Here is a 13963-nt window from a genome sequence, read left to right as displayed (position 1 = left end):
ACTCCCCCGCCGGTGCGCTCACACGTTAGGGGGGTGATCCACGGGAGCGCGCCCGGGGACCTCCGCCCTGCCCCTATCCAGGGCGTATGGACATGCCTTCCGATTCTGTACACACCGCTCGGCTCACCCGTCGGCGGTTCACCGCGGCCTCGGCGACGACCGCCGCCGCGCTCACGGCCGCCCCGGCGGCCGCGGCCCTCCCCCTGCGACCGGTCCGCCCGGCCAGGTCGACCGCGGACTGGGACACCTGTCTGGCCGTCGCGCGGGCGCTGCTGGTGGTGGACGAGCACGACCGGCCGCTGGTGCCCGGGTACGAGAAGATCCTGGCCGGCGGGCTGCCCCGCACCGGCACCGGGACCGGGAAGAAGGTCCTCGTGATCGGCGCCGGGCCCGCGGGACTGGTGGCGGCCTGGCTGCTGAAGCGGGCGGGGCACCGCGTCACGCTCGTGGAGGCCAACGGCAACCGGGTCGGCGGCCGGATCAAGACGTTCCGCACCGGCGGACACGAGCACGCGCCCCAGGCCTTCGCCGACGCCCGGCAGTACGCGGAGGCGGGCGCCATGCGGATCCCCGGCAGCCATCCGCTGGTGATGGGCCTGATCCGTCAACTGGGCGTCGAGAAACGCCGGTTCCACCTCGTGGACGTCGACGCGGACGGCAGGCCGGTCAACAACGCCTGGCTGCACGTCAACGGCGTCCGGGTGCGCCGCTCCGCGTACGCGAGCTCCCCGCGCCGGGTCAACCGGTCCTTCGGGGTGCCTCGGAAGTACTGGGACACCCCGTCCGCGACCATCCTGCGGGAGGCCCTGGACCCGGTGCGCGACGAGTTCAGCACCCGGGGGGCCGACGGCAAACGGGTGGACAAGCCGCTGCCGGAGCGGGTGCGCGGCTGGGCACGGGTGGTGCAACGGTACGGGGACTGGTCGATGTACCGGTTCCTCACCGAGGAGGCGGGCCTCGACGAGCGGACCGTCGACCTGGTCGGCACGCTGGAGAACCTCACCTCCCGGCTGCCGCTGTCCTTCATCCACAGCTTCATCAGCGCCTCGCTCATCAGCCCGGACACCGAGTTCTTCGAGCTGGTCGGCGGCACGGCGAAGCTCCCGGACGCCCTGCTGAAGGAGGTCTCCGACGTCATCCGGTTCGACCGGCGCGCGACGCACATCGAGTACTGGGCGCCGGACCGGCAGAGCGACGACGGCACCTCGCACGTGCGGGCCGACGGGCCGCACGTGTGGATCGACACCGTCTCCGAGGGGCGCGGTGGCAAGGTGGTGCGCGAGCAGTTCACCGCCGACCTCGCGGTCGTCACGGTGCCGTTCTCGGGGCTGCGTCAGGTGCAGATCAGCCCGCTGATGTCGTACAAGAAGCGACGTTCCGTCGCGGAGCTGCACTACGACAGCGCGACGAAGGTGCTGCTGGAGTTCAGCCGCCGCTGGTGGGAGTTCACCGAGGCGGACTGGAAGCGGGAACTCGACGCCGTCCGGCCGGGGTTGTACGAGGACTACCGGTCCGGCAAGGCGCCGTCCGACGGGAGCCTGCTCGGCCGGCATCCGTCCGTGCCGCCCGGGCACATCACCGAGGGGCAGCGCGTCCACTACGCCGCCCACCGGTGGGCCGGCCGCGACCAGCCCGAGGCGGCGCACATCGTCGGCGGCGGCTCGGTCTCCGACAACTCCAACCGGTTCATGATCAACCCGTCCCACCCGGTCGACGGCAGCGCGGGCGGGGTCGTGCTCGCCTCCTACAGCTGGGCCGACGACGCCTCCCGCTGGGACTCCCTCGACGACGACGCCCGCTACCCGCACGCCCTGCGCGGGCTCCAGCAGGTCTACGGCCGGCGCGTCGAGGTCTTCTACACGGGGGCGGGCCGCACCCAGAGCTGGCTGCGCGATCCGTACGCCTACGGGGAGGCGTCCGTCCTGCTCCCCGGTCAGCACACGGAACTGCTGAGCGCCATCCGCTCCGCGGAGGGGCCGCTGCACTTCGCCGGCGACCACACCTCGGTCAAGCCGTCGTGGATCGAGGGTGCGCTGGAGTCCGGGATCCGGGCCGCGCTGGAGGCGCACGGAGCGTAAGGGGGCCGACGCTCGGACGGCCGGGGCGGTCGGGCGACCGGACGGGCCGGCGACCGGACGACAGGAGCGTTTTGAACATGTTCAAATAGGGAGTAGGGTCCCTTCCGAACAGGAGGGGGCTTCACTCATGAAGATCGTGCTACCCGGCGGGACGGGGCAGGTGGGGACCGTGCTGCGCCGCTCGCTGACCGCGGCCGGACACGAGGTCACGGTGCTGAGCAGACGGCCCTCGGGCCACGGCGAGGTCGCGTGGGACGGCCGCACCCTCGGCCCCTGGGCCGAGGTGATCGACGGCAGCGACGTCGTGGTCAACCTGGCCGGCCGCAGCGTCAGCTGCCGCTACACGCCGGACAACTTGCGGGCGATGATGGACTCGCGGGTGGACTCGGCCCGGGTCGTGGGCGAGGCCGTCGCCGCCGCCGCGCGGCCCCCGAAGGTCTGGCTCCAGATGAGCACCGCCACCGTCTACGCCCACCGGTTCGACGCCCCCCACGACGAGGCCACCGGCGTGATCGGCGGATCCGAACCCGGCGTCCCCGACTACTGGGGCTACAGCGTGGACATCGCGACCGCCTGGGAGCGGGAGCAGGAGACGGCCGACACCCCGCACACCCGCAAGGTGGCCCTGCGGGCCGCGATGGTGATGAGCCCGGACCGGGGCGGGGTGTTCCACGTCCTGTCGCGGCTCGCCCGGCTCGGCCTCGGCGGCCCGGTCGCGGGCGGCCGTCAGTACGTGTCCTGGATCCACGACCACGACTTCGTCCGAGCCGTCGAGTTCCTCGTCGGACGCGACGACCTCGCCGGACCGGTGAACCTGGCCTCCCCGGCTCCCCTCCCCCACCGCGCGTTCATGCGCGCGCTGCGCGGCGCGTGGGGCGTCCCGGTGGGCCTGCCCGCGACGAAGTGGATGGCGGAACTCGGCGCCCTCGCCCTGCGTTCGGACACCGAACTGCTGCTCAAGAGCCGACGCGTCGTCCCCGGCCGGCTGCTCGACGCGGGCTTCGCGTTCGAGCACGCCGAGTGGCCGGAGGCCGCCGACGACCTCGTACGACGGGTGCGGGGCCGCTGACAGGCCGCGCGGACGCGCACAGGGGTCGCGTCCGCGCGGCTGTTCTCGGGGGGTGTCAGCTCGTCGCGCGGACCGCGTCGAGGATCAGCTCCGCGACCGCCTTGGGCTGCGACACCGCGACGGCGTGCGAGGCGCCGTCGAGCTCGACGACGGTCGCCCCGGCCCGCTGGGCGCCGAAGCGCTCGACCTCGGGGTTGATGGCCTCGTCCGCACCGGCGATCAGCGCCCAGGACGGCTTGGTCTGCCAGGCGGCGGCGGTGGCGGGCTCCTCGAACGCGGCGGCGGCCAGCGGGCGCTGGGACGCGGCCAGGATCTTGGTGACGCCGCCGGGCAGGTCGGCGGCGAACACCGACGGGAAGGCGTCCTCGGCGATGGTGACCTCGACGGCCGGGTCGCCGCCCGCCACCGGGTACGTCCACTGCTTGAGGTTGTCCACCAGCGGCGACAGCGGGAAGCGGCCCTGGAGCTCGCCGAGGCTCTCGCCCTCCGCCAGCGCGTAGGCGGCGACGTAGACGAGGCCGACGACGTTCTCCGCGGTGCCGGCCACCGTGATGAGGGCGCCGCCATAGGAGTGGCCGACGAGGATCACGGGGCCGTCGATCTGGGCGGCGAAGGAGGCGACGTACGCGGCGTCCGAGGCGAGACCGCGCAGCGGGTTCGGCGGGGCGATCACGGGGACGCCGTGGCCCTGGAGTTCGGCGATGACGCCGGACCAGCCGGCCGCGTCCGCGAACGCTCCGTGGACCAGGACGACAGTGGGAGTGGTCATGGGGAAAGGTCTCCTGGGGTTCAGACGTGCAGGGCGTCGCGCAGGGTGCCGACGGCGAGCGTGACGGCGGCCTCGGCGGCGTACGTCGGGCGCAGCGCGTTCAGCATCACGAAGTCGTGGATGATGCCCTGGAAGCGCACCGCGGTGACCGGGACACCGGCCGCGCGCAGCTTGTTCGCGTACGCCTCGCCCTCGTCGCGCAGCACGTCGGCCTCGCCGGTGATGACCAGCGCCGGGGGCAGGTCCTGGAGCTGCTCGACGGTGGCGCGCAGCGGCGACGCGGTGATCTGGGCGCGCTCGGCCTCGTCGGTCGTGTACTGGTCCCAGAACCACTGCATGCCGTCGCGGCGCAGGAAGTAGCCCTCCGCGAACTGGTGGTAGGAGCCGGTGTCGAAGCTCGCGTCGGTGACCGGGTAGAAGAGCACCTGCTGGACGAGCGGGACGCCGCCGCGCTCCTTGGCCATCAGGGTGAGGGCGGCGGCCATGTTGCCGCCGACCGAGTCACCGGCGACGGCCAGCCGGCCGCCGTCCAGGCCCTTGGAGGCGCCCTCCTCGACGATCCACCGGGCGACCGCGAAGTTCTGCTCGATGGCGACCGGGTAGCGGGCCTCGGGCGAGAGGTCGTACTCGGGGAAGACGACCGCGGCACCGGCGCCGACGGCGAGCTCGCGCACCAGCCGGTCGTGGGTGTGGGCGTTGCCGAACACCCAGCCCGCGCCGTGGATGTAGAGGATCACCGGCAGGGTGCCCTCGGCACCGGCCGGCTTGACGATCCGGGCACGGACGCTGCCCGTGGGACCGCCGGAGACGGTGATCCATTCCTCGTCGACCGCGGGCTTGTGGATCTCACCGGACTGGACCTCGTCGACGGCCTTACGCCCCTCCGCCGGCGGCAGGTCGAAGAGGTACGGCGGGTTGGCGGTCGCCTCGGCGAACGCCGCGGCCTCGGGTTCGAGCACCGGCGTGACCGGCTCGACGACGTCGGACATGGCATCTCCTGCTGTATTCGATGTGCGATGTTCGTGGTGTTGCCCCGTCACGCTAAATCCGCCGGGCGAAAGGGATGTGACCGCCCGTGCACCGGTGCTGTGCTCACAGCGCACGGAAACCAGCGGTGCACGGAAACCAGCGGTGCACGGAAACCGCTCTGGTGGTGGGCACCGAATTCTTCCGCCCGCGAAAGGGAAATCCGAGAATGGATTCCGCTCCTCGTGGTGAACAGCCCTGGGCCACGGCCGCGTTCAGCGCCGGCCGCTCAGCAGGCCGCGCCCCGCGGTGTCCCGCCATTCACGCGGGGACATGCCGTAGGCCGACCGGAAGACCCGGCTGAAGTGTGTGGCGCTCGGGAAACCCCAGCGGGCGGCCACACCGGCGATGGTCCGGCTTCCGCGGCCGTACCGCAGCAGGTCGCGTCGGCACTCCTCCAGCCGGCGGCGCAGAATCCACCGGCCCACGGTGGTGCCCTCGTCCTGGAACAGTCTGTGCAGATAGCGCACCGAGATGTGGTGGGCCCGCGCGATGACCTCAGGGGACAGGTCCGGCTCGGTCAAATGCAGTTCGACGTACTCCAGGACGCGCACCAGCACCGGGGAGGGCGCGCCGGGCGCACCCGACCCACCGGGCGGGCGACGTGTCCCGGGTGTGCCCGGTGTGCCGGGGACCGCCGTGCCCAACTGCTCGGCGGCGAGGGTGGCCAGCAGGTTCACCGCGTTCCAGGCGAGCATGTCGCCGACCGGAGAGCGGGCCTCGGCCGCGGCCCGGGCCAGGTCGGACAGCAGCGGCGACAGCAGGGTGCCGAGCCGGGAGGCGCGGGTGACCGGTGCCCGCACGATCCGCCGTATGTCGGAGTCCACCAGGCCGAGCAGGTCGGCCGGGACGAGGAACGTCGTCGCCCGGAACGGCTCGCGGAAATCCAGCGCGGGCGCGCGGTGGACGTCGTAGAAGCAGACGTCCCCGGGTGCCAGACGCAGGCCTAGGGCATCGGACGGCTCGTGGGCGACACCGGAAACGGGGGCCGTGGCGGGAGCGGGAGCGGGGGCGGGGGTGTCGGGCCGGGCGCGGCCGCGCAGGCCGACGAAGAGGTACTCGCCGCTCTCACGGGCGAGCAGCCGGTGCGCGGGGTGCGACGACGCCTCGCCCGGCAGCCGGGCGGGCGTCTCCTCGTCGGTTCTGATCTCGACGCCCGGGGGCGTCCGGCCCGCCGGCGGCTCGAGGGTGCGGGCACTGTCACAGGTGCTGCTGCTGGTAGTGGGCATCTTCCGCCGTAGCCTCCGGGGACCGTCCATCACGTCGTCCGGACGGTAGTGCGGCGGATGTGCAAAAAGAGTGACAACGAAGTGACATCGGCTTCACGAACCGGGCGGCCGGCCCTCCGCGACGACGCGTTCCGTGGCGAAGACCCGCAGCAGGTCGTGCAGGGTGTACCGGCCCGGCGCGGGTTCGGTGAGCAGGTGGGCGTCGGCGAGCGCGCCGAGCAGCAGCCGGGCCCGGCGGACCGGCAGCCCCGCGAGCGCGGCGGCCCCGGCCGCGGTGATGTCGGGCCCTTCCTGCCGGGGCAGGAGCCGGAACAGCCGCGCGGTGTCCGGCGCCAGCAGCCGGTAGGAGCCCAGGAAGGCCTCCCGGGTGGCGGCGAGGACGTCGAGACTGCCGTGCGCCTCACGCAGTCCGGCGGCCACCGCGGCGAGCGGGACGTCCCGTCGGCTGACGACGCGCGCGGCGACGCCGGCCAGCGCCAGGGGCAGCCGCCCGCACCGGGCGACGATCTCGTCGGCGGCCCCGGGTTCTGCGCCCGGCCGCTCGGCACCGATCAGCCCGGCCAGCAACGCGTGCGCGTCCTCGGCGGACGGCGGTGCAAGGCGGAGCGGACGTGCTCCCGAGACGACCAGTCCCGGCAGGGCGTGGCGGCTGGTGACCAGCGCCAGACAGCCCGGCCCGGTGGGCAGCAGCGGGCTCAGTTGTCCGGTGCCGGCGGCGTCGTCGAGAACCACGAGGACGCGCCGACGCGCGAGGAGCGTGCGGTACATGCCGCTCAGGGCGTCCACCCCGTCGGGCGCACGGCGCGCGGGCACGCCGAGCGCCGCGAGCATCCCGCGCAGCGCGTCGGCCGGGTTCACGGCGGGCGCGGACGGATCGGAACCACGCAGCGCCACGTACAGCTGCCCGTCCGGGAAACGGCCGACGGCCCGGTGCGCCCAGTGCAGCGCGAGGGCGCTCTTGCCGATCCCGGGCATCCCACCGATCAGCACCACCCCCGCCGCCTGGTCGGCCGCCCGCTCCAGCCACGCCGACTCGGCGACCCGCCCCACGAAGGGGGAAGGAGCCGACGGCAACCGAGCGGGCCGCACATACCCCACGCCGCCCAGGCCGGCCCGGACGCCGGTCGTACCGCCGAAGCCCACCATCCGGGCGCCGGTGGCAGGCCCGGAGACGGCGGCCCCGCCGCCGGCGGCGGGGGCGGCCCCGGAAAGCCGCGCGGAGGCAGGCCCGAGGGCGGGGGGACCAGCCTGAGTCGGGGTTGCGGGTGCCGGGGTCGGGGCCGTGGGGGCCGAAGGCGCGGTCGTAGACGCGGAGGTCGGGACGGTGAGCGCCGGGGTCGGGGCCGTGGAGGCGGCCGGGGACGGGAGCGTGGGCGCCGGGGGCGGATCCGTGGAGGCCGAGCCGGTGGTCGTCGTCGTGATCGCCGTCGGTCGGCCGAGGCGTACGACGGGACCGCTCTTGAGCCGGTGTCCGACGTCCTGGCGCAGTACCCGCGTATGGGCCGCCGCCAGTTCGGTGCCCGGGGTGAGACCCAGTTCCCGGGCGAGGCGTCGGCGGACGTCCTCGTACACCCCCAGCGCCTCGGCCTGGAGTCCGCAGGCGGCCAGGAGCAGCACCAGCCTGGCGTGCAGCGGCTCGTCGAGGGGGTCGTGCGCGGTGGCACGGCGCAGGGCGGGCAGCGCCTGCTCCGCCCGGCCGCACAGCAGCGCGGCGTCGGCGGCCAATCCGGCCGTCTCGCTCAGTTCCCTTTGCACGGCCGTGAACTGGACGTGTTCGCGCGCGGACGCCGGGATCCCCATCGCCACCGGCCCACGCCACTCCGCCAACGCCAGGACGAACTGCCGGGCCGCCGTCTCGGGCCGTCCGGTGGCCGCCGCCCGCTTGCCCTGCCGGGTCAGCTCACGGAAGCGCAGCAGGTCGACCTCGTCGGTCGACGCCTCGAGAAGGTAGCCGCCGGTACGGCGCAGCAGCCGTCGGCCCTGGGCGCGGGGCGGCAACCCCGGTTCGAGCAGCCGCCGCACCCCGCCCGCGTAGCGCCGCACCACGTTCAGCGCGCTGGCGGGCGGCCGTTCGGCCCACAGCAGGTCGACGATCCCGCTCGTGGGCACGGTCCGGCCCGCGTGTGCCAGCAGCAGGGCGAGCAGGGCGCGTTGCTGGGGGAAGCCTGGATCGAGCTCCCGCTCCTCCCGCCACACCCGAACCGGCCCCAGCACCTCGAAGCGCATCACGTCACCCGGGGGTGTCGTGCGGCGGTGTGCCGGGGCCCGGGCCCACGGAGGATGTCAGACGGCACCGGCCTGACCCTCCCGTGCGTCCAGCAGTGCCTCGACCCGCTCGGCGTCGGGGTGGTTCAGGCCTCTGAGAAGGACCAGGGCCTGGCGCCATGCGGTGCGGGCGCCGTCGTGGTCGCCGGTGGCGAGGTGGGTTTCGCCGACCCGGACGAGGATGTCGGCCTCGACGTAGGGCACGCCCAGGTCGCGCAGCAGAGCGAGGGCGTTGCGGTAGCCGAGGAGCGCGTGCGGGTGGCGGCCGAGGTGGTGGTGGGCGTAGGCGATGCTGTCCCAGGTGGCGGCCTGCCCGTAGCGGTCCCCGAGTTGCTGGAGCGTGGTGAGGGCCTCGAAGCAGTGCGTCAGGGCCTGCCGGTGATCCCCGAGGAGCGCGTGGTACCAGCCGACCGAGTTCAGCACGCTGGCCTGCGCGGCGCGGTCGCCGAGCCGACGGAACAGGCCGAGGGCGAACTGGTTGTGGCGCAGCGCGCCGGGCAGGTCGCCCTGCTGGTCGCACTCCCAGCCGAGACTGCGGTGGGTGTGCGCGCGGCCGGTGTCGTCGCCCAGCCCGGTGAAGAGTTCCAGGGCCCGCTCCAGTCGGGGGACGGACCGGGAGTGCAGACCGAGCCGGCCCTCCACCCGGGCCAGTCCGCGCAGGCCGCGGGCCTCCAGCGCGGGGTCGGCGAGCCGTCGGGCGGCGTCGAGCGCGGTGCGCTGCACGGCGAGCCCGTCGTGCCAGTGACCGCGCCGGTCGAAGAACGGCTCCAGGGACCAGGCCAGTTGACAGGCGAGACGTTCCTGCACGGGATGACCCGACACGGCGGCCGTCTCGACCACGGCGAGCAGCACCGCGTGTTCGGCGGTCAGCCAGGCCAGCGCGCGGTCGTCGTCGGCGAGAGCTTCGGGGTGGGCGCCCTCGGGCGGGGGCGGCGGAGGCAGCGGGTCGGCGTTGGGTGCCAGCAGCCGGTCCGCGGCGTGGGCGGTGTGCAGGTAGTGGTGGTACAGCCGGCCGCGGGCCGCCTCGCGGTCGGCCTCGGTGTGCCGCTCGTGGACGAGTTCGCCGGCGTAGGCGCGCAGCAGGTCGTGGAAGGCGTAGCGGCCGGGACCGTGTTCGGTGACGAGATGTAGGCCGGTCAGCTCGGCCAGCAGCGGCCGGGCCCGGCGTACGGGCAGGCCCGCCAGGGCGGCCGCGGCCGGCAGGGAGAGGTCCGGGCCGGGGTGCAGCGCGAGCAGCCGGAACAGCCGTGCGGCCTCCGCCGAGATGGCGCGCGAGGACCAGGAGAAGACCGTGCCGACGTCCACGGAGGCGTCGGAGCGGGCGAAGGCGTCGAGACTGCCGTGGGCCTCGCGCAGTTCGGCGGCGACGGCGGCGAGCGGGAAGTGGGGGTGACCGGCGGCGCGGGCGGCGACGCAGGCCAGGGCGAGGGGCAGTCCGGCGCACAGCTCGCTGATCTCGTCGGCGGCCCGGGGCTCGGCCGCGACCCGCCGTGCGCCCAGCCTGCGGACCAGGAAGGCCCGCGCCTGGACGGCGTCGAAGGGACGCAGGACCAGGGAGTGGGCGCCGTGGGCGGCGACGAGCCCCGGCAGTTCGTCGCGGCTGGTGACGATGGTGAGGCAGCCGGGCGAGCCGGGCAGCAGCGGCCGGACCTGCTCGGTGTCGCGCGCGTTGTCCAGCACGACGAGGACCCGCCGGCCGGCGAGCACGCTGCGGTAGAGGGCGGCCTGCGCGTCCACCCCGTGCGGGACGCGTTCCGGCGGCACACCGAGCGCGCCGAGGAACCCGCGGACCGCCTCCCCGGGGTCCAGGACGGCGCCGGACGGGTCGAAGCCGCGCAGATTGACGTAGAGCTGCCCGTCGGGGAACCGGTCGGCGACCCGATGGGCCCAGTGCACCGCGAGCGTGGTCTTGCCGACGCCCGCCATACCGCCGATCGCGCTGATCACCGCGGTCCCGGGCCCCGCCTCGTCCGCACCGGACAGCGCGAACGCCTCGTCCAGCTCGGCTTCCCGACCGGTGAACGCCGTGATGGCGTGCGGGAGTTGGGCAGGCGGCGGCAGAGCGAGCGATGGACCCGGCACAGGGGGGCGGGCGACGGAGCCCTCCGGGCCCGCGCCGTCGGTCACCTCACCCGACTCGCCGGAGAAGCCCACCGCCGTCTCCGGCACCCCGTGCAGAACCATGTCGCGCGCGTCGCGCAGTTCCGCTCCGGGGTCGATCCCGAGTTCCTCGGCCAGGCGCGCGCGTACGGCCTCGTAGGCGGCCAGCGCCTCCGAGCGGTGGCCGGCCGCCGCCAGCGCGAGGAGCAGTTGGGCCTGGAGGCGTTCGTCCCACGGGTGCCGCGCGGCGGCCTGCCGCAGCTCGGGCAGGACCGCGTCCGGCCTCCCGGCGCGCAGCGCGGCGTCCGCCGCGTCCCGCACGGCGGCGGGCAGCTCACGGTCCACCGCGTCGAACGCCGGGTGCGCACGCGCCTGCTCGGGGATGCCGGCGGCGAGCGGTCCGCGCCACAGCGACAGCGCCTCGGTGAGCAGTTCGAGCGCCCGGGCGGGTGACCCGTCCGCGATCCGGCGCCCTTCCTCGCGCAGCGCGCGGAACCTCGGCAGGTCCGCGGAGTCACCGTCGGTCACCAGCCGGTATCCGCCGGCGTCCCGCACCAGCCAGCGCCCCTCGGCGCGGGTGGCGAGGCCGGGCTCCAGCAGCCTGCGCAGCGAACCCACATGGCGCCGGACGACATTGACCGCGCTGCGCGGTGGAGCGGGTCCCCACAGGACGTCCACGATCTCACCCACGGCGACCGGCCGCCCCGCCGCGACCAGCAGCAGGGCCAGGAAGGCGCGCTCCTGCGGCCCCCCGAGCTCGAGTTCCGTGTCCCCCCGAAACACCCGAACGGCTCCCAGGACCGCGAACCGCACCGGCTCCAGCGGCACGCCATCCCCTCTCTCCGGTTCGCCCTCCCCGGCTTCGACTGTACGACAAGCGAAGGGTTACCGAGAGTTACGCATGGCGCGTTCCGGCTGTTCAGAGGCGACGGAGTGCGAAAACCTAGTTGAGGCAGGCAAAAACCTAGGGATACTAGGAAACGGAAGCGGGCGCCGGTTCGGACGCGCGCGGGGGAACCCTCGCCTCCGCACGAACACCGGACGACCCGCCGCCCGACGACCGACCGCCGACAACAGACGCCCGACCGGCGACGACCGACAACCCGACAGGAGCAAGCCATGAACGCGCACCGGACCGGCACCCTGGCAGTGCCCGGCGCCACCCTGCACTACGAGACGCGCGGCAGCGGACCGGTGCTGCTGCTCATCCCCGGCGGCGCCGCGGACGCCGGGCTGTACGCGGGCATGGCCCCGAAGCTGGCGACCCGCTACACGGTGGCCTCGTACGACCCGCGAGGCCTGTCCCGCAGCCCGCTCGACGGTCCGGCGGACGCTCCCCGCGCCGACGAAGAGGTGTCGGTCTGGAGCGACGACGCCGACCGGCTGCTCGAACTGCTCTCCCCCGACGAGGAGGCGGTGGTCCTCGGTTGCAGCTCCGGCGCCGTCGTCGCGGTGGACCTGCTCGCCCGGCACCCGGAGCGGCTGCGCCGGGTGGTCGCGCACGAACCGCCACTGCTGGAACTCCTGGAGGATCCCGCCCCGCATCGGGCGCTGTTCGCCGGGGTACGCGAGACCTTCCACGCCGAGGGCGCCGACGCCGCCATGAAACGCCTCGGCGAGGGACTGGCGGACGGAGCGGGCCGGCCGGCGCCCGCGCAGCCGACGGAACTGCCGCCCGAGATCCGGGAGATGGCCGTCCGAATGCACGCCAACGTGCCCGTCTTCCTGGGCCGCGTGCTGGCTCCGTTCTCCTCGGCCGTGCCGGACCTCGCCGCGCTGCGGCCCGTGGCCCACAAGCTGGTGCCGGCCGCCGGACGCGACTCCCGGCGCCAACTCCCGCTGTACGGACCGGCCGCGCGGCTCGCGGAGCTCCTGGGGACCGGGCTCGAAGAGTTCCCGGGCGGCCACCTCGGAGCCGTCGAGTCTCCCGAGGAGTTCGCCGACCGGCTGCTGACCGTCCTGGACCGACCGGCTGGGTGAGTTCGGCCGGGTCGGTGAGTTCGGCCGGTCGACTCCGGTCGGCCCGGTGAGCGCCGGACAGACCACCGGGGTCCGGGACGGCTTCGGCCCGGACCCCGACAACGTGGTGTGTGGCGCCTGTCAGCAGGTGCGACCGGTGTAGTGGGCGCCCTGGATCTTGGCGGCGGAGCCCAGCCACGACGTGCCGGGGCCCACACACCGCTCGTAGTCGGCCGCCCAGGCCACGTCGACCTTGATGACCACGTGGGAACCGTCCGACGTGCAGTGGTTGTAGAAGGCGTCGGAACCCGTCTCGTAGAAGCCGCACGGGTTCGCGGCCGCGGGGCTCGCGGTGGCGGCCGTCAGCGCACCCAGAGAGGTGAGGACGAGAGCGACGGAACCGAGGGTGCCGAGCACCGTACGAGAAACACGCACAGCAGAACTCCTTGCCGGAAATGAGGGGTCGGTAGGGGAAAAAGCCCAGGTCCGCCGAGGGACCGCAGGCCTGCACAAGGATCGCGGCGGGCCCCCCGGAGGGGATCGAACGACGGGCTTGTTCACTCCGCGAATCGTTTCGCCGCTACTCCGTCGGAGTGGTCGCCCCCGCAAGGACGACTAGGCGGGGCCGGGTCCCCGGGATGGCGGCCCGTTTCACCCGGGTGAGCGCCTTGAGTGGTGGAGCGGCGCCCGCTGACTGACGGTGGATCACGTCAGACCGGGTCGTGTCAGCTGACGAGGTGTCGGCTGCCCGGTCGTGACGGAAGGACCATCAGATGCGTTCAGCTCGCATGATCCTGGCCACCGCGGCGGCTTCGGCCGCCCTCGCCATCGGCGCCCCCGGCGCCTACGCAGCCGGTGACACGGACCACGACGACTCGTCCTACAGCAAGGAGGACAGCTCCTCGTACAGCAAGGAGCACGACGACGAGGACAGCTCCTCGTACAGCAAGGAGGAGGACTCCTCCTCCGGCAAGGAGGAGCACGGCAAGGAGGAGGACCACGGCAAGGAGGAGCACGGCAAGGAGCACGGCAAGCCCAGCGGTGGCATGCACACCGGCGGCGGTGCCCTCGCCTCGCTGAACGACGCCGGCGACCACGGCGCGGCCAAGGACCCCAAGTACGACCCCGAGACGTACAAGGACAAGGACACCGGGAACGGCGGCGAGCACGGCAAGGACTCCTGGAACGGCGGACAGGAAGAGGAGTCCGGCGGCTGGAGCAAGGAGCACGACAAGCCCAGCGGCGGCATGCACACCGGCGGCGGCGCCCTCGCCACCCCCTCGGCGACCGCGGCCGGACTCGGCGTCCTCGCCGTCGCCGGCACCGGCCTCTACGCCCTGCGCCGCAAGAAGACGGTGGGGGGTGTGGCCTGACCCATGCCTGACGCGATAGCGAAGCCGCGGCCGCCACAGATGCCCCCCTGTGGCGGCCCGGCCCGCTGCGCGTCGTACCGGCCCGCCTCGACCGC

Annotated in this window: 10 protein-coding genes; 4 read left to right on the top strand and 6 right to left on the bottom strand. The window is 74.1% G+C overall.

All coding sequences use genetic code 11. From position 1 onward, the window contains the following. The first annotated feature begins 86 nt into the window (after positions 1–86). Together OG440_RS32700 and OG440_RS32695 are read left to right on the top strand one after the other, a co-directional pair. Positions 87–2078 carry a flavin monoamine oxidase family protein gene (locus tag OG440_RS32700; RefSeq protein ID WP_406010348.1) on the top strand — a complete coding sequence of 664 codons (1992 nt, stop codon included), beginning with the start codon at positions 87–89 and terminating at the stop codon, positions 2076–2078. A gap of 127 nt (positions 2079–2205) precedes the next feature. Beyond that, positions 2206–3147 (top strand): TIGR01777 family oxidoreductase, encoded by a 942-nt coding sequence (locus OG440_RS32695; protein WP_406010347.1) that lies wholly within the window; start codon positions 2206–2208, stop codon positions 3145–3147. A 55-nt stretch (positions 3148–3202) separates the two neighbouring features. Here OG440_RS32695 and OG440_RS32690 read toward each other — a convergent pair whose 3' ends face one another. From OG440_RS32690 to OG440_RS32670, 5 genes are all read right to left on the bottom strand, one after another. Next, a complete protein-coding gene (locus OG440_RS32690; protein WP_406010346.1) occupies positions 3203–3916 on the bottom strand; it encodes an alpha/beta fold hydrolase in 714 nt (237 codons plus the stop codon). A gap of 20 nt (positions 3917–3936) precedes the next feature. Next, on the bottom strand, positions 3937–4905 hold the full coding sequence (locus OG440_RS32685) for an alpha/beta hydrolase (protein ID WP_406010345.1): 969 nt from the start codon (positions 4903–4905) through the stop codon (positions 3937–3939). Positions 4906–5157: 252 nt separating this feature from the next. Further along, on the bottom strand, positions 5158–6171 hold the full coding sequence (locus tag OG440_RS32680) for a helix-turn-helix domain-containing protein (protein ID WP_406010344.1): 1014 nt from the start codon (positions 6169–6171) through the stop codon (positions 5158–5160). Between the two features lie 93 nt (positions 6172–6264). Next, a complete protein-coding gene (locus tag OG440_RS32675) occupies positions 6265–8397 on the bottom strand; it encodes a BTAD domain-containing putative transcriptional regulator (protein ID WP_406010343.1) in 2133 nt (710 codons plus the stop codon). Positions 8398–8454: 57 nt separating this feature from the next. Continuing rightward, on the bottom strand, positions 8455–11364 hold the full coding sequence (locus OG440_RS32670) for an AfsR/SARP family transcriptional regulator (protein ID WP_406010342.1): 2910 nt from the start codon (positions 11362–11364) through the stop codon (positions 8455–8457). 291 nt (positions 11365–11655) lie between these two features. Between OG440_RS32670 and OG440_RS32665 the strand changes: the two genes are divergently transcribed. Further along, complete coding sequence (locus OG440_RS32665) at positions 11656–12516, top strand: alpha/beta fold hydrolase (protein ID WP_406010341.1); 861 nt, start codon at positions 11656–11658, stop codon at positions 12514–12516. Between the two features lie 120 nt (positions 12517–12636). Here the strand turns inward: OG440_RS32665 and OG440_RS32660 are convergent, their stop codons facing one another. Further along, on the bottom strand, positions 12637–12912 hold the full coding sequence (locus tag OG440_RS32660; RefSeq protein ID WP_406011520.1) for a DUF6355 family natural product biosynthesis protein: 276 nt from the start codon (positions 12910–12912) through the stop codon (positions 12637–12639). Between the two features lie 356 nt (positions 12913–13268). Between OG440_RS32660 and OG440_RS32655 the strand changes: the two genes are divergently transcribed. Then, positions 13269–13868 carry a hypothetical protein gene (locus OG440_RS32655; protein WP_406010340.1) on the top strand — a complete coding sequence of 200 codons (600 nt, stop codon included), beginning with the start codon at positions 13269–13271 and terminating at the stop codon, positions 13866–13868. Positions 13869–13963 lie beyond the last annotated feature (95 nt).

The sequence above is a fragment of the Streptomyces sp. NBC_00637 genome, from assembly GCF_045161545.1.
Classification (GTDB): Bacteria; Actinomycetota; Actinomycetes; order Streptomycetales; family Streptomycetaceae; genus Streptomyces.
This window is presented reverse-complemented; position numbering and strand designations above follow the sequence as displayed.